The 21,229-nt window shown below is 65.8% G+C and carries 19 protein-coding genes; 8 read left to right on the forward strand and 11 right to left on the reverse strand.

The annotated features are described in order from the left end of the window. Positions 1–12 precede the first annotated feature (12 nt). Positions 13–1,290 (reverse strand): DUF1329 domain-containing protein, encoded by a 1,278-nt coding sequence (locus VFB33_11335; GenBank protein HZO82275.1) that lies wholly within the window; start codon positions 1,288–1,290, stop codon positions 13–15. A 359-nt stretch (positions 1,291–1,649) separates the two neighbouring features. On the opposite strand from VFB33_11335, the gene ppk1 reads away from it, so the two are divergent. After that, positions 1,650–3,953, forward strand: a complete 2,304-nt coding sequence (ppk1, locus tag VFB33_11340) for a polyphosphate kinase 1 (protein HZO82276.1) — start codon at positions 1,650–1,652, stop codon at positions 3,951–3,953. Positions 3,954–4,001: 48 nt separating this feature from the next. On the opposite strand, the gene VFB33_11345 is transcribed toward ppk1, so the two are convergent. Beyond that, entirely contained in the window at positions 4,002–5,078 is a 1,077-nt protein-coding gene (locus VFB33_11345) for an LLM class flavin-dependent oxidoreductase (protein HZO82277.1), read from the reverse strand. 104 nt (positions 5,079–5,182) lie between these two features. Then, on the reverse strand, positions 5,183–5,371 hold the full coding sequence (locus VFB33_11350) for a hypothetical protein (protein ID HZO82278.1): 189 nt from the start codon (positions 5,369–5,371) through the stop codon (positions 5,183–5,185). A gap of 76 nt (positions 5,372–5,447) precedes the next feature. Here VFB33_11350 and VFB33_11355 point away from each other — a divergent pair, with 76 nt between their 5' ends. Further along, positions 5,448–5,999 (forward strand): cysteine hydrolase family protein, encoded by a 552-nt coding sequence (locus tag VFB33_11355; GenBank protein ID HZO82279.1) that lies wholly within the window; start codon positions 5,448–5,450, stop codon positions 5,997–5,999. Between the two features lie 76 nt (positions 6,000–6,075). On the opposite strand, the gene VFB33_11360 is transcribed toward VFB33_11355, so the two are convergent. Beyond that, a complete protein-coding gene (locus VFB33_11360) occupies positions 6,076–6,705 on the reverse strand; it encodes an ABATE domain-containing protein (GenBank protein ID HZO82280.1) in 630 nt (209 codons plus the stop codon). 98 nt (positions 6,706–6,803) lie between these two features. Here VFB33_11360 and VFB33_11365 point away from each other — a divergent pair, with 98 nt between their 5' ends. The 5 genes from VFB33_11365 (at position 6,804) to VFB33_11385 (ending at position 10,587) form a co-directional block, all read left to right on the forward strand. Further along, positions 6,804–7,178, forward strand: a complete 375-nt coding sequence (locus tag VFB33_11365; protein ID HZO82281.1) for a VOC family protein — start codon at positions 6,804–6,806, stop codon at positions 7,176–7,178. 224 nt (positions 7,179–7,402) lie between these two features. Further along, positions 7,403–7,867 carry a universal stress protein gene (locus VFB33_11370; GenBank protein HZO82282.1) on the forward strand — a complete coding sequence of 155 codons (465 nt, stop codon included), beginning with the start codon at positions 7,403–7,405 and terminating at the stop codon, positions 7,865–7,867. 106 nt (positions 7,868–7,973) lie between these two features. Continuing rightward, complete coding sequence (locus tag VFB33_11375) at positions 7,974–9,206, forward strand: LLM class flavin-dependent oxidoreductase (GenBank protein ID HZO82283.1); 1,233 nt, start codon at positions 7,974–7,976, stop codon at positions 9,204–9,206. Positions 9,207–9,220: 14 nt separating this feature from the next. Continuing rightward, a complete protein-coding gene (locus tag VFB33_11380) occupies positions 9,221–10,018 on the forward strand; it encodes an alpha/beta fold hydrolase (GenBank protein ID HZO82284.1) in 798 nt (265 codons plus the stop codon). 104 nt (positions 10,019–10,122) lie between these two features. Then, positions 10,123–10,587 carry a universal stress protein gene (locus VFB33_11385; GenBank protein ID HZO82285.1) on the forward strand — a complete coding sequence of 155 codons (465 nt, stop codon included), beginning with the start codon at positions 10,123–10,125 and terminating at the stop codon, positions 10,585–10,587. On the opposite strand, the gene mgtA is transcribed toward VFB33_11385, so the two are convergent. Further along, a complete protein-coding gene (gene mgtA / locus VFB33_11390; protein HZO82286.1) occupies positions 10,584–13,208 on the reverse strand; it encodes a magnesium-translocating P-type ATPase in 2,625 nt (874 codons plus the stop codon). The genes VFB33_11385 and mgtA overlap by 4 nt on opposite strands. Positions 13,209–13,348: 140 nt before the next feature. On the opposite strand from mgtA, the gene VFB33_11395 reads away from it, so the two are divergent. Beyond that, positions 13,349–14,725, forward strand: coding sequence for a sigma-54 dependent transcriptional regulator (locus tag VFB33_11395; GenBank protein ID HZO82287.1), 1,377 nt, complete (start codon positions 13,349–13,351; stop codon positions 14,723–14,725). Between the two features lie 194 nt (positions 14,726–14,919). Here the strand turns inward: VFB33_11395 and VFB33_11400 are convergent, their stop codons facing one another. Genes VFB33_11400 through VFB33_11425 form a run of 6 tightly spaced genes read right to left on the reverse strand, consistent with a single transcriptional unit; the run spans position 14,920 to position 21,151 of the window. Further along, entirely contained in the window at positions 14,920–16,053 is a 1,134-nt protein-coding gene (locus tag VFB33_11400) for an ABC transporter permease (GenBank protein HZO82288.1), read from the reverse strand. 13 nt (positions 16,054–16,066) lie between these two features. Beyond that, complete coding sequence (locus VFB33_11405; protein ID HZO82289.1) at positions 16,067–17,200, reverse strand: ABC transporter permease; 1,134 nt, start codon at positions 17,198–17,200, stop codon at positions 16,067–16,069. A 5-nt stretch (positions 17,201–17,205) separates the two neighbouring features. Continuing rightward, positions 17,206–18,159, reverse strand: a complete 954-nt coding sequence (locus tag VFB33_11410) for an ABC transporter ATP-binding protein (protein ID HZO82290.1) — start codon at positions 18,157–18,159, stop codon at positions 17,206–17,208. After that, the gene (locus VFB33_11415) at positions 18,156–19,166 is read right to left on the reverse strand and encodes an ABC transporter ATP-binding protein (protein HZO82291.1); all 1,011 of its coding nucleotides are present in this window, start codon (positions 19,164–19,166) and stop codon (positions 18,156–18,158) included. Before VFB33_11415 ends, VFB33_11410 begins: the two co-directional genes overlap by 4 nt. Continuing rightward, positions 19,163–20,200: an HlyD family efflux transporter periplasmic adaptor subunit gene (locus VFB33_11420; protein HZO82292.1), complete on the reverse strand. Its 1,038-nt coding sequence runs from the start codon at positions 20,198–20,200 to the stop codon at positions 19,163–19,165. The genes VFB33_11415 and VFB33_11420 overlap by 4 nt, the downstream gene beginning before the upstream one ends. 21 nt (positions 20,201–20,221) lie before the next feature. After that, positions 20,222–21,151, reverse strand: a complete 930-nt coding sequence (locus VFB33_11425; protein HZO82293.1) for a sugar phosphate nucleotidyltransferase — start codon at positions 21,149–21,151, stop codon at positions 20,222–20,224. Positions 21,152–21,229: the final 78 nt, after the last annotated feature.

The raw sequence follows: 21,229 nt of genomic DNA on the forward strand, positions 1-21,229 counted from the left end.
GCCGGCGCGCCGTCATTGCGCTATCTTGCTCAGGCCGTCGGGGCTTGCGTAGCGGCTGGCGTCGAGGTACTGCGCGCTGCAATCGCTGTTGAAGCACGGATGCTCGGCGGTGCTTACGGTCAGATGCTTGTCCTTGAAGTTGGCGATCAGCAGCTCGTTGGCGCCGTTGACGCCCAAAGCCGTGCCGGTCCCGGGCACGCGCATCGGGGACTGGAACTCGATCCAGGACTTGTAGAGTTGGCCTGCGGGATCGTAGAGATCGATAGCCAGCGGGAAGAACGTCTGTTTGTCGATGTATAGAACGCGTTTGCTGTAGCAATAGCCACTGGCAAACGCTGGCAACCTGCTCATCTCGACCACATACACGTCGCGCATTTCCCATTTGCCCAGCGTGGGCCGCGGCCAGGGTACGACGCCTTTGCCGCCCGGGTAGAAAAATTCCGCGGGCGGGCCGGTCGCTCCTCCGCAACGCTTGAACACCTGCGGGTTGAGATGGACCAGGAAGAGCATCGGCCGCAAGCCGGCGTACGTGATCTTGAAGGTTTGCGGCAGCGACGGCGGGCCGTAGTTCGACTCGTCCCAGGTGAAATCATTGCCCGGAAAGGGCGAGCAGCGTGAAGCTTCCGAAAGCCGCAGCGGGCGGCGCGCCGACGGCAGGTAGGTATCGTCCAGGCGGGTTGCGTCCGCGTAGGAAATGTCAAGGCTGGTCGTATACTTGCCCTGCTCAGGATAGAGCTGTTCATAGTACTTGACGAGATAATAGCCATTGGAATCCGGCACGGTCTGCGGAAAACCGGCATCGCTCAAATATGTCAGTTGTGAGTAAACAGAGTCGGCAATCTGGGTCTGGGTGAAATTACCCCAGGAGTCTCCCGTATAGTTGCACGAAGTCATCCGCTGCAGGCGGGGCGCATAGTGGTAGTAGGCGTCGTAGAAGATTTCGTACGGCGCAAGCGTCGGGTCCCTTTGCGCATCGGGAAACGGAATCCCGGCGACGTATCCCGTCGGTGCATAACCGCCGGTTGGCAACTGCGCCAGCTTGACTGCGCCCGCGTCCCTGGCGGTATCAGCGAGGTAACGGTCCGGCAACGGAATCGCGACCACGGGGCCGACCTCGATCCGGACGTCGGCCGGCATCCGCCAGAAATGGTCCCCTGCGAATAACGTGCGCATCCCGACCGGCATGAAGCGCGCGTAACGCTGCCAGTTCTGGTAACTGACAACGGTGCCGAGCGGGACGGCTTCGGCGTGTGACGATGCGGCCGGCGCGGCGTCGGCGTGCGCACCCATGGGCGGTGCGTTGCTTGCCGCAATGGGCTGCCCGCCGGCTGGCGGCGGAGGCGGATCGCCAGCGATTGCACCGCTTGCCAGGAAAAGGAGAGAAGCTGCCAGCCCCAGGGAGCGCCAAATCTGACACGAACCGGGCATCGTTTCGCACCTCGCTCCGCGCAGCGGGTACGCCACACTACAAATTTCCCGGCTAAGCAGACAAACCCCGATTCCGACCGAGATCATAAGGGGCTTGGTGAAAATCGCATCAAGTGCCGAATAGGCGTCTTTTAGGTGCAAAAAAGCACCATGGCGAGGAACCGCCGTCTGCCGTGTTGGTTAACCGCCGGCTGGCCGTTCCGCTAGAATGAACCTGACTTATGGCGAATCAGGGCGAGGCGCAGCAACAGCTCGATCCGACCATGCCCGAACTGAGCGTCGTGCAGGCTTCCTCAACTGGGGTTTCTGTGGGCGGCGCGCCTGCCGGCGGCATCAGAGCGGCCGACGGCGCGGCGGCGGAGGTCGTGGGAGTGAATGGCAATGCGACCACACTGCCGGCGACCGCACGACGCGATGCCGAAGTTGACGCTCCGGAGCTGTTCCTCAACCGCGAACTTACGTGGCTCGGTTTCAATCGCCGGGTCTTCGCCGAGGCGCTCGAGGAGCACAATCCGCCGCTCGAACGGGTCAAGTTCCTCGCGATCACCGCTTCGAATCTCGACGAGTTCTTCATGAAGCGCATCGGTGGCCTCAAGCAGCAAGTGGTTGCCGGGATGCGGGAGCTTACGGTTGACGGCCGCACGCCGCAGCAGCAGATTGCCGAGTGTCTTGCCGAGGTGCGCGAGTTCGAGGCGCAGCAGCGCGCACTGTGGCCGGCACTGCGCGCACGGCTCGCCGAGCACGGCATTGAGGTCCTCTCCTTCGAGCAGCTCAGCGCTGCCGAGCAGGCGGCGATCCGCGAATACTATCTGCGCAACATCTTTCCGCTGATGACGCCGCAGACAATCGATCCGGCGCATCCGTTTCCCACCATCTCCAACCTCTCGCTCAATCTACTCGTGACCCTGCGTTCGCCCGACGACGGCGAGCCGGGCCTGGCGCGGGTCAAGGTTCCGGTGGGACTGGGCATCCCGCGTTTCGTGCGCGTAGGCGAGACGCGTCGCTATGTTCGGCTCGAGGACGTCGTTGCCCATACGCTCGACCTGCTGTTTCCCGGCGCGCAGATCGACGGCTGCGAGTTTTTCCGCGTCACTCGCAACGCCAATACCGAGCGCGACGAGGACGAGGCCGACGATCTGCTCGCGCTCATCGAGTCCGAACTGCGCGACCGCCGCTTCGCCCCGATCGTGCGGATGGAGGTGATCGCCGGGATGAGCGCGGTGCATCGCGGGATGCTCGCCGCCGAACTGGGGCTGAGCGAGCGCGACGACGTGTTCGAGGTGGACGGGATGCTGGCGATGCGCGACCTGATGGAGCTGGCGGCGCTCGACGTGCCGGCGCTCCACGATCCGCCGCACCATCCGGTGGACCACGCGCGGCTGAGCCCGTCGCGCAACATCTTCCACGTCATCCGCGACGCCGGCTCGATCCTGCTGATGCATCCCTACGAATCGTTCCCCACCTCGGTGGGGCGCTTTCTGCGCGAGGCCAGCGAGGATCCCAAGGTCCGCGCGATCAAGATGACGCTCTACCGCACCTCGAGCGGCTCCGAGGTCATCGGCCACCTGTGCAACGCGGCGCTCAACGGCAAGCAGGTCGTGGTCGTGGTCGAACTCAAGGCGCGCTTCGACGAGGCGGCCAACATCCAGTTCGCCGAGCAGCTCGAGCAGTACGGCATCCACGTCACCTACGGGGTGGTAGGGCTCAAGACCCACTGCAAGGTGATCCTGGTCGTGCGCCAGGACTACAACGGCCTGCGCCGCTACGCGCACATCGGCACCGGCAACTACCACGCCGGCACCGCGCGGCTGTACGCCGACTTCGGCCTGCTCACCGCCGACGACGCGATCTGTGCCGACCTCACCCAGCTTTTCAACTTTCTGACCACCGGCTACCGCGGCGGGCGCAGCTTCAGGAAGATCCTGCCCGCGCCCGCGATTCTCAAGCGCGCGCTGCTCGAACGGATCGAGCGCGAGGTAAAGCTTCACAGCGCGGCTTCACCGGGCCTGATCCAGATGAAGGTCAACGCGCTGGAGGACGTCGACATCACCCGCGCGCTCTACCGCGCCTCACGCGCCGGTGTGAAGATCGACCTCATCGTGCGCGACACCTGCCGCCTGCGTCCCGCAATCGCGGGGCTCTCCGAGAACATTCGCGTCGTGAGCGTCGTGGGCCGTTTCCTCGAGCACGGGCGGATCTACTACTTCCGTAACGGCGGCGCCGAAGAATACTTCATCGGCTCGGCCGACTGCATGAAGCGCAATCTCGAGAGTCGGGTCGAGGTCGTGGTGCCGGTCGAGGACGCGGCCCTGCGCAAGGAGCTGCGTGCGGTTCTCGACGCGCAACTGCGGCCGAATCACGCGGCGTGGGAGATGCGCGGCGACGGGAGCTACGTGCGGCTGGTGCCCGACGATCCGAAGAACAACTGCCAGCAGGCGCTGATCGACTTTGTCGAGAAGCGCGAGAAGGAAGAGGAGAAGGCGCGCCGGCGCCGCCGCGGCTTCGCCCGCCGCGCCGCGAAGTGATCGCGAGCCTTCCATTCGGAGCAAAGCGAGGCGTCTGCGCGAAGCGCTTCAATCCGGTGCTGGTGCGCGCTCGGCGGGCGCGGCGGGCCTGAAGTGCGGCATCACGTGCCGCGCGAACAGCTCCATCGAGTGAAAGATCGTCCGCTGCGCCATCGCACCCCAGTCGAACATCAGCAGCATATGGGTCAGGCCGGCCGCCTCGTAGCGCCGGATCTTCTCCAGGCAGCGCGGCGGATCGCCGAAGATCGAGAGCGCGTCGAGCTGCTCGATTCTCGCGCTGGCGAGAAACTGGCCGATCTTCGCGAACGTCTCGTAGCCGGCGACGCCCGGTTTCACCCAGACCTTGGACGCGCTGCCAAGCTTGCGCTTCATCCCTGCCTCGGCTTCCGTGAGCGCCTGCTCCGTACTATCCGCGACGTGGGTCCAGAACACGTGCGGCAGATCGTCGGGGGGCTGGCCGTGGCCCGCCGCGGCGAAGGTCTCGCGATAGCCTCTTAGCTGCGCAGCGACTTCGTCGGGCGACGGGCTGGAGGCGAACGGCGCACAAGTGAACGCCCAACCGCGCCGTGCGATCTCATCGGCCGAGCCGGGCGAGGCGGCGGCGACGTAAATCGGCGGCGTCGGCTTCTGGAGCGGCCGCGGAAGCAGCGCAATATCGTCGTACTGGAAATGTTTGCCGCGATAGGAGAACTGCTCGCGGGTCCAGGCGAGCCGGATCACCTCCAGGCATTCCCAGAAGCGCTCCCTGGACGACTCCATCGGCACGTGAAAGCCGGCGAACTCGTGCGGCTGGTAGCCGCGCCCGGCGCCGAAGCAGACGCGCCCGCCGCTTATCAGGTCGAGCTCCGCGATATCCTCGGCGAGCCGGATCGGATCGTTGACCGGCAGAACACTGACGCCGGTGCCCAGGCGCAGCCGGCGCGTGCGCTGCGCGATCGCGGCCAGCATCATCTGCGGCGACGGGAATACGCGCTGGCTTGCCTGGAAGTGATGCTCGCCGACCCAGAAGCCCGCGTAGCCAAGCTCCTCCGCATACGCGGCTTCTTCAAGCACCTCGCGGTAGAACTGCTCGTGCGAGCGCAGATGCTCGTAGTTGTCGCCGAGGGTGAGGATGGAAAAGCGCATCGCCATGACACATCACCTCCGAGGCCAACTGTAGCGAAGGGCTTAACCCCCGGCGCGCTCCTGCGGGGAAAGGTGAGCGGGAATTTCGAGCGGTTGTCGGCGTCTCATGTTGTGGATTTCGGAGTCGGCGCCGCCGTCGGCGTGCCGCTTGCTTGCGGCGCGGCGGGTGTGGGCGTTGGCGATACCGGAGGTAGCTCCTTCATCGCGACGGGCGGCAGCGGGATCGGAAAGATGACGCAGCCCGCAAGCGCGGCGATCGCGAGGAGGATCAGCAAGCGGAAGGCGGTCTTCATGCCTTGAGCGCTCGTTGTCTTTGGACTACAAGTGTCGCTTCCCGGCCCGTGCGGGATGCGCCATGGAGTGAATATCATGAAACGCGCGCTTTTGGTTATAGACGTGCAGAATGAGTATTTCAGCGGCAAGCTGCCAGTCAGCTATCCGGCCGGGTCGCTGGAGAGGATCGTGGCCGCGATGGACGCGGCGCGCGCGCATAACGTGCCGGTGGTGGTGGTCCGCCATACGGCGAGGGGCGACCGCGGCGTGTTCAAGCAGGGAACGCCCGAATGGGAGCTGCACAAGGAGGTCGCCGCGCGTCCGCATGACCGACTGATCGACAAGACTATGCCGAGCAGCTTCGCCGGCACCGAGCTCGAGAGCTGGCTGCGCCAGAACGGGATCGACACTCTGGCGATCGCCGGCTACATGACCCAGATGTGCTGCGACAGCACCGCGCGCGACGGCTTCCATCGCGGGTTCAGGGTCGAATTCCTCGCCGACGCGACCGGCACGCTCTCGCTCGGGACCGAGGCCGGCAAAGTGGCCGACCGCGACCTGCACAACGCGGTGCTGGTAACGCAGTCCACGATGTTCAGCAAAGTGATGAAGACGGCGGACTGGATCCGCAGTCTGGAGCAAAAATAATCCGCCGCCCGACCGAAGGACCGGGGTCACGCCTCGCAAGGCCGCTTGCGGAAGGTGCGGTTCGCGACAGCCGCGCTCAGCCGCCTTTGTGCCGGAGGTAATGGCGATGGGCCTTGGCGCGGTTGCCACAGGCCTGCATCGAGCACCAGCGCCGACTGCCGTTCTTGCTGTCGTCGATAAACAGCCACAGACACTTGCCGTTGGCGCACTCGCGGACCCGCTTTAGCTGCGAACTCGCCAACAGGTCTCCCGCCGACCACAGCACCGGCGCCAGCAGCACGGGTGCCGCAGGCCGCGCCAGTTCGAGACGCCATCCGAAGCCCGCACCGGCGCGCCCGAGCGCGACGCGCGCCGGCGCGCGCGCAAGCTCGCGGTTGACCGCCGCCAGGTCGTCCGCCGCCGGCTGCGCGCCGGCGGCGACCGCGTGGAAGACGCGATAGATCGTTTCCCGGATAGCGATCGTCTCGTCGAAGAGGCGAGCCGCGCGTGCCAAGTCGTCACGCACCGCGGCCGCCGCGGATTCAAAACCACCCGCTATCACCGTGCCACTCCCGGCACACCATCGCACCACGTCGGCGAGCTCGTGCAGGCTCTCCTCGCGCGAACTGCCGCGCCAGGCGAGGGTGTTGGCAAAGTCAAGGCAGAGCGAGTGCTGCGGAGCGACGAGAAGCGCGCCGGCCGCGCGCCTACCGCTAGAGGTCCCCATCGCCCCCATTCTAACCACCATGTAGGATTGACAACAATCGGCCCTTCTTCTATAACCGGTATGCCAGTTAGGCAACATCCTCGCGGGAGGTAACGGTCATGATCGATCACGTTTCGATTGGCGTGAAGGACATTGCGGCGGCCCGGCGCTTTTACGACGCCGCCCTCGCGCCGCTCGGCTACAAGTGCCTGAGCGAGAGCAAAGAGGCGCTGGGCTACGGCGCCGACTCGCCGCAACTGTGGATCCTGAGCGTCAAGCGTCCGGTCCCCGCCGACGAGGGCTCGGGGCTGCACATCTGCCTGCAAGCCGCGCGGCACGTAGATGTGGATGCCTTTCATGCCGCCGCGCTCAAGACGGGCGGGCGTGATAATGGCAAGCCCGGCGTGCGCAAGGACTATGGCGACAACTACTACGCGGCGTTCGTCGTCGATCCCGAGGGCTATCGAATCGAGGCTTATTGCGGCGCGCAGTGAGCGCGTCGGAGCCGACCGCTCAGGAAGAATCGCTTGCGAAGGCTGGCCGCTGACTGCGCCTGCGGCGGGCGGCCGGCCTTCCCCTTGACCAGCGACGCCAAGGTACCCCGTTCACATGGGGCAAGTTGACCCGTTCGGGCACACAATTGTGCAACGCATCTGGGTAGATTGGGAGCAGACCGATCCCCGCCATTGTGGTTCAATCCTTGCTCGCAGGATGAACGATGGTTTCGACACAGCAGACGGCAGGCGGTCCTCCGGCGCATCCGTATCGCGTCATTCTCTGTCCGGTTGAGTTCGACGAAACCTCGCTCGCGGCGCTCAGGCATGCCCGCGCGCTGGCGGATGCCGCCGGAGCGACGCTGCACCTCCTGCACGTCGTGCCGATCATCCCCACCGTGAGCGAGGTCGTCAGCGACCTCGAGCCGGGCGGCGAAGCCTCGGCGCAGCAGCGGCTGCGTGATTTAGCCGAGCGCGAGCTTCCCGGCGCGAAGTTTGAGCTCCACACGCGGGTTGCGCTCAGCTCCGACATCGCGCGACACATTCTGGCTGCGGCGCGCGAGCTTGACGCCGACCTGATAGTGATTGCGACCCACGGGCGCTCGGGTCTTGCTCATTTTCTGCTCGGCAGCGTGACCGAAGCCGTGGTTCGCAATGCCTCCTGTCCGGTGCTGACGGTTCGTCCCTGACCGGCGGCTCGATATTTGCTTTCCCCGCAACCGGTGCCCGCTAACGTTTGCCCGGGCGCCGGGCGTACCCGCGTCGGACGCCAAGGCGCAGGGCAGGGAGGATTTCATGAAAATCAACTGGTTCCATCTGATGCCCTATCGATGGCTGCCTGAGGACTTCAGGCAGCGTTACCGCAGCGTATGGGTCGATATTCCAAGCGAGCTGTGGGACTCCGAGCGCGGCCACTTTCTCTACAACGAGTATCTTGACGAGCTTGAATTCGCCGAGCAGATGGGCGTCGACGGGATCTGTGTCAACGAGCATCACGCCAATGCCTACGGCCTGATGCCGTCACCCAATCTGATGGCGGCGTGTCTGGCGCGGCGGATCTCGCGCGCCAACCTGGTCGTGCTCGGCAACAGCCTGGCGCTATACAACCCGGCGATCCGCGTGGCCGAGGAGTTTGCGATGCTCGACTGCATCTCGGGCGGCCGGCTGGTGGCGGGCTTCCCGGTGGGTTCGTCGATGGACACTAACTTCGCCTACGGGGTGACGCCGGCGACGCTGCGCGAGCGCTACCGCGAGGCGCACGACCTGATCATCAAGTCGTGGACCACGCCCGAGCCCTTCGCTTTCAACGGTCGCTACAACAAGATTCGCTACGTCAATTTGTGGCCGCGTCCGCTCCAGAAGCCACATCCGCCGGTTTGGGTCCCGGGCGGCGGTTCGATCGAAACCTGGGACTGGGTGCTCGATAACGACTACGCCTACTGCTACCTGTCGTACTTCGGCTACAAGCACGGACAGAAAGTAATGGACGGTTTCTGGGAGAAGGTGGCGCAAAAGGGCGCCGAGCCCAATCCCTACCGCGCCGGCTTCCTGCAGCTCGTCGCGGTTTCCGAGACTGACGCCCAGGCCGAGAAGGACTACTCCAAACACGTCGATTATTTCTTCAACCGCTGCCTGCACGTCTATTCCGGCTTCGCCGACGCGCCGGGCTATCGCACCGAGGCCACCATCCGCGCCGGATTGCAGGCCCAGGTGGGCGAGGCGGCCGACCTCTTCCGCTTCGGCTTGAGCTGGAAGGAGTTCGTCGAGCGTGGCTACGTCATCAGCGGCTCGCCGGCCACCGTGCGCGAGCGCCTGAGCGAGGTCATCAAAAACATGCGCATTGGGCAGCTGATGGTGCTCCAGATGATCGGCAGCATGCCCAAGGAGCTGGTGCGCAAGAACACCGAGCTGTTCGCGCGCGAGGTGATGCCGTCGATAAGGACAATCTGGGCTGACCAGTGGCAGGACCGCTGGAGTCCACGCCCGCTTCCGAAGCGCGCGATTCCGGGCGTCGCGGTTGCCAACTGAACAGCGAGGGAGCCATGCACGAACTCAAAACGCTCAATCTCAGGCGCGGCCTGTTCGAAGTCAAATACTATCAACACGGCAAGGGGACGCCGCTGGTCTATCTGCACGGTGCAGGTGGCCTGCCCGGATTCACGCCCGACCTCGAGCTGCTCTCCAGCCACTTCACCGTCACCGCCCCGCTCCATCCGGGGTTCGGCTCCAGCGGGATCGACGAGTTGCACGAAGACGTGCTCAAGTTCACGCTCTACACCTGGGATGTGCTCGACGCGCTCGGCATCGAGCGTCCGATCCTGGTCGGACACAGCCTGGGCGGGATGCTGGCGGCGGAGATGGCGGCGCTCGAGCCGACGCGTGTGCGCAAGTTGGTGCTGGTCGCGCCGGCGGGCCTGTGGCTCGACGAATGTCCAACGCTGGACTTTTTTGCGATGAAGCCCGAGGAACTCATTGCCGCGGCTTTTTACGATCCCGACAGTGCTGCCGCGCGCGCGTTTGCCACGCTTCCGACCGATCCCTCCGCGGCGGCGGAGGTGATGGTGCAGCGCATGCGCGGGCTAGCCGCCGCCGCACGCTTTCTGTGGCCGTTGGGCGATCGCGGGCTTGGCGAGCGGCTCTACCGGGTCAAGGCGCCGACCCTTCTGCTGTGGGGCGAGGCCGACAAGCTGATCCCGCCGCGCTACGCCGAGGCCTTCAAGCGCTTGCTGGAGGGAAGCCCCGAGGTGAAGATCGAAAAGATCGCGCGCGCCGGCCACGTGGTGCTCGCCGAGCAGACCCAAGCCGCGGTGGACGCGATCGTCAGTTTCACCCGGGCGTAGCGCCGCGAAACGCCGCGGCGCCAGATCAGAACCGCGCCGCGGCGTTTTGGCGAGTCGGCGGCGCACGCCTGGCGTGGTAAAAGTGGAGGGGGAGGAGGCCAGCCTTGCGCCGCAATACCGCCAAATCCAAGTCGCGCAAAACCGTGCCGAGCGCCCCGAGCTCGGCGCCGCGCACCGTGTTCAGGAAGATCCTGTGTCCGATTGATTTTGATCGGATCTCGATTCCCGCGCTCAAACTGGCCCATACGATCGCGCGCCAGAACGGCGCGCGCATCTATCTGCTCTACGTCATTCCGGCGGCGCTGCGCGCCGAGCTCGAACCGCTGGCGGAGAAAAACCTGCTGGCGGTCACCCGCAAATGGCTCGAAGGCAAGGTGCCCAACGAAGTGATCGTGCGCACGGGCAAGCCGGTCGAGGGCGTGCTCAAGGCGGCGCAGGAGCTCGATGCCGACCTGGTCGTGATGGCCACCCATGGGCGCACCGGCGCCCGGCGTGCCCGCTTGGGCAGCGTCACCGAAGAGGTCGTGCGCCGCTCGACTCGCCCGGTAATGACCATCCACCCGGGCTAGCTGCGCGCGGTGGCCGCGTCGCGGTCGCCGAGCAGGCGGCCGATGAGCCGGCGCTTGACCAGTTCGACCAGCACCAGGTAAGTGCCGGTCGCGACTATCAGGAACACGAAAAACATCGCCGGCAGCGGCACGAACCCCATGTCGCGGCCGAGCGGCGTCAGCGGCATCAGGATCCCCGCCAACACCACGGCCACGATCGTCGCGCCAAGGGCGCGGCTCGGTCGGCTGCTCAACGGATTGCCCGCGGTACGAATCACGAACAGCACCAGCGTCTGCGTGGTAAGCGACTCGACGAACCATCCGGTGTGGAACAGCTCTTCCGAGGAATGAAACAGCGCGAGCAGCACGAAGAAGGTGAGGAAGTCGTAGATCGAGCTGATCGGCCCGATCACCACCATGAAATTGCGGATGATGCGGATGTCCCAGCGCTGAGGCCGGCGGATGTAGGCCGGATCGACGTTGTCGGTCGGGATCATCACCTGGGCGAGATCGTAGAGAAAGTTGTTGAGCAGGATCTGCGTCGGCAGCATCGGCAGGAACGGCAGGAACAGCGAGGCCCCCGCCATGCTGAACATGTTGCCGAAGTTCGAGCTGGTGCCCATCAGCAGGTACTTCAGCACGTTGCCAAAGGCCTTGCGTCCCTCGATGATGCCGCTGTGCAGGACCTGGAGATGGTGTTCGAGCAGGATGATGTCGGCGGCGTCCTTGGCCACGTCCACCGCCCCCGCCACTGAAATCCCGACGTCGGCCGCGTGCAGCGAAGGGGCGTCGTTGATGCCATCGCCGAGGAAGCCGACCACGTGGCTGCGCAGCTTGAGCGCGCGGATGATCCGGTTTTTCTGCGCGGGCGACACGCGCGCGAAGACGTGGGCCTCCTCGGCCACGTGGGCGAGCGCCGCGTCGCTCATCCGTTCGATCTCGGCGCCGAGCACGATTCGCCCGGCGTCGATTCCGACCTGCGAGCAGATATGCCGGGTGACCAGTTCGTTGTCGCCAGTCAGGATTTTGACGGTTACCCCGTCGCGGCGGAGCGCGGCGATCGAATTCTCCACGCCTTCGAGCGGCGGATCGATGAAGGTTAGAAAGCCGGCGAGCACAAGATCGGTTTCGTCGGCGGCGGTGAAGCCGGCGCGCGCCGCGACCGGCCGCCATGCCACCGCCAGCACCCGAAAGCCCTCGGCGTTGAGTTCCCGGTAAAGCTCGCGGCAGCGCACGCGCCCGTCCTCGCCGAAGGGGGCTTGCGCGCCGTCCGCCTCGTAGCGCGTACAGGCGTCGAGGATGCTCTCCGGCGCGCCCTTGGTGATCAGCATCCGCGTTCCGTGCCCTTCGACGACGATCGACAGGCGTCGGCGCTCAAAATCGAAGGGAATCTCGTCGGTCTTTTCCCAACCGCGTGCTTCTTCGCGATGTCCGGCGAGGATGGCGGCGTCGAGCGGGCTGCGGATGCCGGTTTCGAACAGGCTGTTGAGCCGGGCCAGGTGCAGCGGGCGCTCTGAAGGCCGCCCGGCGGGGTCGAGCGCGCGGTCGAGCGTCATCGCCGAAGCCGTCAGCGTGCCGGTCTTGTCGCTGCACAGCACGTCGATGCTGCCGAAATTCTGGATCGCGGCCAGGTGCTTGACGATCACCTTCTCGCGCGCCATTCGCACCGCACCACTGGCCAGGGTGACCGTCGTGATCATCGGCAGAAACTCGGGCGTCAGCCCGACCGCCAGCGCTACGGCGAAGAGCAGCGACTCCATGGCGTTGCGATGCATCGCGATGTTCACCAGCAAGATGAACAGCACGAGGAACAGCACCGTTTCGACGATCAGGATGCCGAACTGGCGCGCACCGCGGTCGAACTCGGTTTCCGGCGGACGTACCGCGAGCCGCTCCACGATGTCGCCAAAGGCGGTTGCGGGGCCGGTTGCCACGATGAGCGCCGTCGCGCTGCCGCTCACCACCGAGGTGCCGAGGTAAACCATGTCGGACCTGAGCGTGCCCGTCGCGCCGCCCACGCTGCCTGCGGCCGACTTTTCCGCCGGCGCGGATTCGCCGGTCAGCGCGGCCTCCTGGACGTGGAGGTCGCGGCTTTCGAGCAGCCGCGCGTCAGCGGGCACCAAATCGCCCGCCGACAGCCGCACCACGTCGCCCGGCACCAGGCTGCGCCGCGGCGTTTCGATCCACTCGCCGTCGCGCAGCACGGTTGCGGTCGGGGCAACCTGCTCGCGCAGGCGCTCGACCGCGCGCTGCGAGCGGTAGGCCTGCACGAAATTGAGCGCGATACTCAGGAGCACCATCGCGGCGATAATCCCCGCGTCGATCACCTGGCCGAGGAAGGCCGAAATGATGCTCGCCACCAGCAGGATGACGACCAGGGGGTTGGTGCAGAAGCGAAGGAATTCTCGAAGCGGCCCGCGATGACGGGTTGGGGCGGGTTCGTTGGGGCCGAAGCGCAGCGCGCGCCGCGCCGCTTCGTCCGCGCTCAGACCGGCCGGCGACGAGTCCAGACGCGCGAATAGCGCTTCCAGGGAGAGAGCCGCTTCCCCGTCGTCGCCGGTGGGATGCGGTGCCGGACGGGCTTCGAATGGCGCGCCGGCGGCGTCATCTACAGATGCGCCTGGCGACGATTGGGGCGGCATCGGATGGCCTCCTATGTACGATGTACTCGCACGCGCGCCTTCGCAATGGGCAAATTTTGGCTGTTCGGGCTCCTCGTGGACCGGCCTTGCCCGGTCGTGCATAATCAGTGGCAGGGCGCGTCCCGGCTGATTCCTGACCTGTGGAACGCATTTTAATCCTCGACGACGAACCCGACATGGTGGCGACCTGCCGGCGCATCCTCGGTGCCGGCTACGAGTGCCTGGGAACGACCGACCCGCAGGAGGCCCTGCGCCTGCTCGCCAGCGAGCGTCCGGACCTGATGCTGACCGATCTGCGGATGCCCGACATGGACGGAATGGAGATCCTACGGCGTGCACGCGAGATCGACGCCCAGATGCCGGTGGTGATGCTGACCGCGTTCGCGACTCTGGAGTCGGCGGTCGCCGCGGTCAAGGCCGGCGCCTTCGACTACCTTTCCAAGCCGTTTACGGTGGACCAGCTTAAGGTCACGGTGGAGCGCGCGATGGGGCGCCGCCGGCTCGAGCTGGAGAACCTCCATCTGCGCGAGCAGCTGCGCGGAACCTACGGCTTCGAGAACATCGTCGGGCGCTCGCCCGCCCTCCAACAGGTGCTCGAACTGGTACGCAAGGCGGCGCGCTCGGATGCCAACATCCTGGTGCTGGGCGAGTCGGGCACAGGCAAGGAGCTGATAGCGCGCGCAATTCACGCCAACAGCCCGCGTGCGGCGCAGCCGTTCGTCCCGGTGGATTGCGCCTCGCTGCCGGAGAACCTGCTGGAGTCGGAGCTGTTCGGCCACGAGAAGGGAGCGTTTACCGGGGCGGCGGCGGCCAAGCCAGGACTGGTGGAAACCGCCCATCACGGTACGCTTTTCCTCGACGAGATCGGCGAGTTGCCGATCGGCTTGCAGGTCAAGTTCCTGCGCGCGCTCCAGGAGCGGCAGATCCGCCGCGTCGGCGGTACCCGCCAGATCGACGTTGATATCCGAGTGGTGTCGGCGACCAATCGCGACCTGCGGGCGGCGGTCGCCGAGGGCAAATTCCGCGAAGACCTCTTCTATCGCATCAACGTGATCGATATCGCGCTCCCGCCGCTGCGCGAGCGCCAGGGCGACATCGAGCTTCTGGCGACGAGTTTTCTGCGCAAGTATGCGGGCCGCAGCAAGGGCGCGCCGCGCGGCTTTGAGCCCGAGGCGATGGCGGCGCTGGAGACCTACGTCTGGCCCGGCAACGTGCGCGAGCTGCAAAACGTGATCGAACGCGCCTGCGCACTTGCCGACAGCGAGATGATCACGCTGGCCGACCTCCCCGAGCATGTGCGCACGCTCGCGCCGCGCGCCGAGGCGCCGCCGCCGGCCGAAGTCACGACCCGGCTCACGTTGAAGGAAGCCAAGGAGCGCTGGATAAGCCAGCTCGAAGCGGCCTACGTGGCCGAGCTCCTCAAGCGCGAGGGCGGCAACGTATCGCAGGCGGCGCGCAAGGCGGGCGTCGATCGCAAGACGCTCCATCGGCTGCTCCACAAGCACAGCATCCGCTAGCGCGGGCCACCTGCGAGCACGCCTTAACCTGTGCGCCGGAGAGTGTGAAGCCGGGGCTGCGAGCTATAGCGTCCCACCGGAATTGCCAGTAGTAATTCCTCCTCTCGGGACAACGCGTAAGGAGCGGCTGTTGCGATACCAGCATCGCGCCTGAGCCGCGATCGAGGGCCCCGGGGTAGTGGCGTGATGCGGCCTTAGTCCAGCGACTTGCGCAGACGCGTCACCGTAAAGGCGAGCAGCGCGACGCCGACCAGCGCCATCGCCAGCATATGCGGCCACAAAACCTCGAGTCCGACCCCTTTGAGGTACAGTCCGCGAAGCACCACCAGGAAGTGCTGCAGCGGATTGACCTCGCTCATCCACTGCAAGGCCTCCGGCATCGAGCTTACCGGCGTGCCGAGCCCGGAAAACGTGATCAAGGGCATCACTACGAAAAACCCGCTGACCATCGCCTGCTGCTGGGTCGTCGCCGCGGTCGAGATCAGCAGGCCCACCCCGAGCATGCTCAGCAGGAACAGCGATGCGCCGAGCATCAGCACCGGCGCGCTGCCGCGAAAGGGCACGCCGAACCACCAGGTGCCCACCGTCGCCACCACCGCCGTATCGACGAGGCCGACCAGGAAAAACGGCAGCGTCTTGCCGAGGATAAACTCGCTGCGACGAATCGGCGTGACCATGATCTGCTCGAAGGTGCCCAGCTCGCGTTCGCGCACCACGGCGAAGGCGGTAAGCTGGATGACGGTTATCAGCACGATGCTGCCGATAAGCCCAGGCACGATGAACCATCGGCTGAGCATGTTGGTGTTGAACCATGGCCGCGGTGCCAGCACGACCTCGCTGATGGTGGCGGCAAGCGCGGGTGCCGTGGTGTAAAGCCGCCGGCGGAGCTGTTCCTGCGCAAACCGATTGGCGATATCCGAGACGTAGCCCAATGCGATCAGGGCGGTGTTGGAGTTGGTGCCGTCGAGAACCACCTGCACCGGTGCGCTGCGCCCCTTGCGCAGCAGCGCGGCGAATCCCGGATGGATCTGAATTGCCAGATAGACGCGGCTTTCGTCGATCAACGTCCGTATCTGATCGCGGTTTTGCAGCTCGTAGCGGACGGCGAAATAGGGGCTGGCGGCGAAGCGCGCGACAAGCTCGCGGCTCTCCTGGCTGTGGTCGAGATCGAGCACGGCGGTAGGCACGTGACGGACCTCGAGGGTCGCCGCGTATCCGAACACCAGCATCTGAATGACCGCGGGCGCGAAGAGCACGAAGCGCGCCTTGGGATCGCGCAGGAGTTGGATGAACTCCTTGATCAACATCTGGAGCAGACGCCCGAACATCTCGCCGCTCCGCCTAATCCAAGCGCTTGCGGAAACTCAGAACCGCAACTGTGCCGATCAGCAGCGCAAAGCCGGCCAGAAACAGGATGTCGAAGCGCAGCGCGGCGCTGGTGATGCCCTTGAGGAAGACGCCCTTTAAGATCGTGTCGTAGTAGCTCGCCGGCACCAGATAGCTGATCACCCGGATCGGCGCCGGCATTTGATCGATCGGAAAGATGAAGCCCGACAGCAGGAAGGCCGGCATGAAGGTGGCCACCATCGCGGCCTGACTGGCGACCAGCTGCGAACGTGCGCGCACCGAAATCCAGAAGCCCAGCGCAAGCACCACGAACAGGAACAACGCCGAGGTTCCGAACAGCGTGCTCAGATGGCCGCGGAACGGGATGCGGAACCAGAAGATGCTGACCGCGGCGCACATCGCCGTCGCCACCATCCCGATCACGAAGTAGGGCAGGAGCTTGCCCGCCACCAGTTCCAGCGGCGTCACCGGCGTCGAGACCAGCTGCTCCATCGTACCGCGCTCCCATTCGCGCGCGATCGTCAGCGCGGTCAGGAAGGTGCCGATCACCGCCATCACGATCGCGATCACCCCGGGCAGAATAAAGGCGCGGCTTTCAAGGTCCTCGTTGAACCAGGTGCGCGCGTCGAGACTGAGCGGCGGATCGACCCGGGTGATCCCGTTGCGCGCCATCCAGTCGGCCTGGACCCGCTGCGAATAGCGGCTGAGCACGGCTCCGCTGTAGCCCATCGCGACGTTGGCGGTGTTGTCGTCGCTCGCGTCGACCAGCGCCTGCACCTTGACCGTGCCGCCCTCGGCGATGAGCCGTGAAAACTGCGAAGGGACGATGATGGCGAGCCGGCAGCGGCCAGAGTCGATCTCGCGGACGACCGGCGCGTAGCTGGTGAAATTGCCAACGATGCGGAAGTACTCGGAAGCCTGGAACCGCTTGAGGAGGTCCTGGCTCTGCTGGCTGCCCTCGCGATCGTAAACGCACATCGGCACGTGCTTGATGTCGAAGCTTACGCCGTAGCCGTACAGCAGCGTCATCACGATCGGCATCGCCGCGATGATCACCAGGCTGCGCCAGTCGCGCAGCACCTGGATGATCTCCTTGCGGGCGATCGCCCAGGTCCGCTTCCAGCGCATCGCCGCTAGCGCTCCCCCGCCGGCGCGCCCCGCGGCGTCTCACGCGTCAGCGCGACGAAGACGTCTTCGAGCGTGGGCTCGATGCGCGAGAGCGCGCGCACGCGCACGCCGCGCTGGGCCAGGTTGCGGTGCAGCGCGTCGAGCGCCAGGTCCTCGGCGACCACCAGATGCAGGCCGCTGCCGAAGACGCTGGCCTCGACCACGCCCGGCGTCGCGCGTGCCGCCTCCACCGCTTCGCCCAGCTCCTCGCATTCCACGCGCACGAGCGTTGCGGGGCTGAAATGGCGCTTGAGTTCCGACGGCCGGCCCAGTGCGACCATCCGGCCGCGCGCGATGAGCGCAAGCCGATTGCAATACTCCGCCTCCTCCATGTAGTGGGTCGTGACCAGCACGGTCACGCCGTCGTCGGCCATCTGGTGAATGATGTCCCAGAAGCGCCGGCGCGACATCGGGTCCACGCCCGAGGTCGGCTCGTCGAGAAAGACGATGGGGGGCCGATGCAGCACCGCGCATCCGAGCGCCAGGCGCTGCTTCCATCCCCCCGCGAGATCGCCGGCGAGCGCGTGCTCCCTGCCGTCCAGGCCCGCCATCGCGACCGCCCAGGCGATTTGCCGCGCCAGCTCCGCCGGAGGCACGCCGTACATCCCGCCGAAGAAGCGGAGGTTTTCGGCCACCGTAAGGTCCTGGTAGAGCGAGAACTTCTGCGACATGTAGCCGATATGCTGGCGGACAGCTTCGGGATCGCGCGCGACGTCGATGCCGGCGACCAGTGCGCGCCCCGCGCTCGGGCGTAGCAGCCCGCACAGCATCCGGATCGTGGTCGATTTGCCCGAGCCGTTGGGCCCCAGGAAGCCGAAAATTTCGCCCGGCGCCGTGTCGAAGGTGAGCTGGTCAACTGCCGTGAAATCGCCGAAGCGCTTGACCAGCCGATCCACCGCCACTGACGGTGCGGCGATCATCCGGGCGCTCCCTGCGCCGAAGCGGACGAGGGCCGCGCGACACCGCCCGGGCTCGGCGGCGCGCCTGCGCCGAGCGTTGCCACGAAAACGTCCTCGACGCTCGGCTCGACCGCGGCCGCTTCGGAGAAGGGCACGCCAGCCCCCTGCAATCGTTCCTTAAGTTCAGCGATTCGGCGCGGCGCGTCGTCAACCACCAGGCGCACGGTGTCGCCCAGCAAAAGCGCGCTCGACACGCCCGGCGCACCGGCCAGCACCGCCCGGACCCTGCGCGCCTGGGACGAGGTGATCGAGACCACCGCTCCAGGCAGCTTTCGCTTGAGCTCGGCGGGCGAGCCGGTGAACAGCAGGCGTCCCTGGTGGAGCAGGGCGAGGCGGTTGCAGCGCTCGGCCTCGTCAAGATAGGCGGTGCCAATCAGCACCGCGACGCCCTCGGCCAGCAGCGAGTAGAGAATGCTCCAGAAGTCGCTGCGCGAGATAGGATCGACACCGGTGGTTGGCTCGTCGAGCAGGATGACCCGCGGATGATGGATGAGCGCGCAGGTCAGCCCGAGCTTTTGCTTCATTCCGCCCGACAGCTTGCCTGCCAGCCGCATGCGAAACTCGCTCATCCCCGACGCCGCGAGCAGGCGCGCCGCATGCGTCTCGCGCGTGCGCGCGTCGACGCCGAAGAGGTCGGCGTAAAAGCGGATGTTCTCCTCGACGGTGAGATCCTCGTACAGCCCGAAGCGTTGAGGCATATAGCTGATATGGTTTTTAACCCGCTCGGGATCGGCCACGACGTCGAAGCCGGCCAGACGCGCGCTGCCGCGGTCGGGCAGCATCACCCCCGCCAGCATCCGCATGATCGTGGTCTTGCCCGCGCCGTCGGGGCCGACGAGCCCGAAGATCTCGCCCGCGCGGGCGGTGAAACTTACGTCGTCAACCGCGACCGTTGCGCCCAGCCGCTTGCATAGTCCGCGCGCCTCGACCGCCGGCTCACCGGCGCTTATTGCAGCACGGTCGCTCATGGGGAATTCTTCGCTCCGCGAGCCGGACCGCCGTTGGAGCGGGCGGAAGGAGGGCCCAACAAGATCCGTGCGTCGGCGGGCATCCCGGGCACCAGCTCGTGGGTCGGGTTGAAGACGTCGATTTTGATCCGATAGACCAGCGTCACCCGCTCCTCGTGGGTCTCCACGCTCTTGGGCGTGAATTCGGCCTTCGAGGCGATCGCCGAGATTCGGCCGGTGTAGCGTTTGTCCGGATAGGTGTCGGTCGTGATGACGGCTCGTTGCCCGAAGCGCACGCGCCCGATGTCGGTCTCGTTGACGTAGGCGCGCAGCCATACGTGGTCGAGGTCGGCAAGCGTGACCACCGGCGTGCCCGGAAGCATCACCTCGCCCAGTTCGGCGTCACGGGTCAGGATCACGCCCGCGAACGGCGCGTATAGGGTCGTGTAGCCCAGCACGATTCGGTTGAGTGCGAGCGTGTGGCGGGCGTTATTGACCGCCGCGCGCGCCGCCTCGACGCTCTTTTCGGTGGCCACTACCAGCGCTTCGTCGTGCTCGAGGGTGGCCTGTGACTGCTCGAAGGCTGTCTGCGACAGGTCGCGATTCTGAGCCGAAAGCGCGTCGGACTCGAACAACTCTTGCGCGCGCCGGTAGTCAAGTGATTTCTGCCTGAGGTCGGCCTGGTCGCGGACGACGGCCTTTTTTGCAGCGTCAGCGTTCGCGATCGCGACCTGGAATTGTTGCTCCGCTTGTTCCAGCGCCGCCTGCGACGCTGCCACGTTCTGCCGATAGTCGGCGTCGTCGAGCTTCGCGATCAACTGCCCTTGCTCGACCCACTGTCCCTCGTCGAAGGGCAGCGCGACGATGCGCGACTGCACGTCCTTGAAGCTCAGGATGCTCTCGTGGGCCTCGATGTTGCCGGAAACTAGGAGGCTATTGCGCGGCGCATTCTGCCACAGGCGCGCAAGCGGCAGCGGGTCTTCGAGGACCCACGCTCCGGTCGCAATTGCGATGCTGAGGGCGATAAGAGCGATGGTCCGGGATTTGAGGTGCATGTACGATGGCCGCGCACTCCCTCAAGCGACGCGCCACTTGGGGCGCATTCCGGTGCGCGCGATCGCCTCCATCACGCGCGCGGTTTCGCCGAGGTCGCTCCAGTGCAAGCCCTCCACCGGCATCACCGCCAGATTCAGCGCGGCGCGCTCGAGCACATGGCTTGAGAAATTGATCGGCGCGAGGTCGCGGTACAGGTCTTCGACCGCGCGGTGCTCGAAGACAGTGTTAAGGGTGGGGCGGACCTTGGCAAAGGCGAAATACAGCCGCGGCGAGGCGACCATGAACATCCCGAGCAAGGTCGAAACCCGGCCGACAATAACCGACGTATTCCACAGGCTTCCCTGCTCCATCAGCCGATGCGCTAGCGCGAGCGAGGGCTTCTCGACGAAGCGCGTGACGGCGTGCAGCCCGCTGCCGTTCACCCTGAGAATTCGTGTGCCGGGTGTGATCCATCCGTAGCTGGTTTCCGGGGTTGACGCTTTAATGCCGAGCAGCACGGTGAGTTCGGGCCGATCCTCCACCGCAGCGAAGGCCGCTTGTACGTGCCGAGCAAACGCGTGCTCGTCGTCGATGAAATGATCCGAGGGGAGAATCACCGCCGACGCGCCGGGCGCGGTTTCAGCCAGCCGCAGCAGGGCGTAGAGGATTGCCGGCGCCGTGTCGCGATTGGCGGGCTGCTCGACCACGCTGCGCGGCTCCAGATGGCTCAGCAGGGGGAAATAGAAGTCGTGATGCGCACGGTTGACCACGGTCAAGGTCAAGCCCCGATCCGCCATGAGCGCTGCCCGACCCAGCGCCTGCTCGAGCAAAGTGGTGGTGCCGGTGAGCACGCAGAACTGCTTGGGTGTTTCGCGTCCGACGATTTGCCGGGTCAGCGAACGCAGCCGCGTCCCGTCTCCGCCCGCCATCACGATCGCGGTGCGCGAAGCTTGGCGCTCAATCACGTCCATTCGGGTCTCCTTGGTTGCGTGGTTCCGGTTGGAGATTGAGTTTTGCTTTGAATAGCAAGCGGCTTGCCATCGGCTGTG

This window comes from Candidatus Binataceae bacterium (assembly GCA_035650475.1).
Taxonomy (GTDB): domain Bacteria; phylum Desulfobacterota; class Binatia; order Binatales; family Binataceae; genus JAKAVN01.

Excerpts from the sequence above, each read along its gene's own strand:
- VFB33_11365 (HZO82281.1), top strand. The coding sequence starts at position 6,804 with ATGATCGATCACGTTTCGATTGGCGTGAAGGACATTGCGGCGGCCCGG.
- VFB33_11405 (HZO82289.1), bottom strand. The coding sequence starts at position 17,200 with ATGCGCTGGAAGCGGACCTGGGCGATCGCCCGCAAGGAGATCATCCAG.
- mgtA (HZO82286.1), bottom strand. The coding sequence starts at position 13,208 with ATGCCGCCCCAATCGTCGCCAGGCGCATCTGTAGATGACGCCGCCGGC.
- ppk1 (HZO82276.1), top strand. The coding sequence starts at position 1,650 with ATGGCGAATCAGGGCGAGGCGCAGCAACAGCTCGATCCGACCATGCCC.
- VFB33_11350 (HZO82278.1), bottom strand. The coding sequence starts at position 5,371 with ATGAAGACCGCCTTCCGCTTGCTGATCCTCCTCGCGATCGCCGCGCTT.
- VFB33_11335 (HZO82275.1), bottom strand. The coding sequence starts at position 1,290 with ATGGGTGCGCACGCCGACGCCGCGCCGGCCGCATCGTCACACGCCGAA.
- VFB33_11355 (HZO82279.1), top strand. The coding sequence starts at position 5,448 with ATGAAACGCGCGCTTTTGGTTATAGACGTGCAGAATGAGTATTTCAGC.
- VFB33_11410 (HZO82290.1), bottom strand. The coding sequence starts at position 18,159 with ATGATCGCCGCACCGTCAGTGGCGGTGGATCGGCTGGTCAAGCGCTTC.
- VFB33_11345 (HZO82277.1), bottom strand. The coding sequence starts at position 5,078 with ATGCGCTTTTCCATCCTCACCCTCGGCGACAACTACGAGCATCTGCGC.
- VFB33_11370 (HZO82282.1), top strand. The coding sequence starts at position 7,403 with ATGGTTTCGACACAGCAGACGGCAGGCGGTCCTCCGGCGCATCCGTAT.
- VFB33_11415 (HZO82291.1), bottom strand. The coding sequence starts at position 19,166 with ATGAGCGACCGTGCTGCAATAAGCGCCGGTGAGCCGGCGGTCGAGGCG.
- VFB33_11400 (HZO82288.1), bottom strand. The coding sequence starts at position 16,053 with ATGTTCGGGCGTCTGCTCCAGATGTTGATCAAGGAGTTCATCCAACTC.
- VFB33_11380 (HZO82284.1), top strand. The coding sequence starts at position 9,221 with ATGCACGAACTCAAAACGCTCAATCTCAGGCGCGGCCTGTTCGAAGTC.
- VFB33_11425 (HZO82293.1), bottom strand. The coding sequence starts at position 21,151 with ATGGACGTGATTGAGCGCCAAGCTTCGCGCACCGCGATCGTGATGGCG.
- VFB33_11360 (HZO82280.1), bottom strand. The coding sequence starts at position 6,705 with ATGGGGACCTCTAGCGGTAGGCGCGCGGCCGGCGCGCTTCTCGTCGCT.
- VFB33_11375 (HZO82283.1), top strand. The coding sequence starts at position 7,974 with ATGAAAATCAACTGGTTCCATCTGATGCCCTATCGATGGCTGCCTGAG.
- VFB33_11420 (HZO82292.1), bottom strand. The coding sequence starts at position 20,200 with ATGCACCTCAAATCCCGGACCATCGCTCTTATCGCCCTCAGCATCGCA.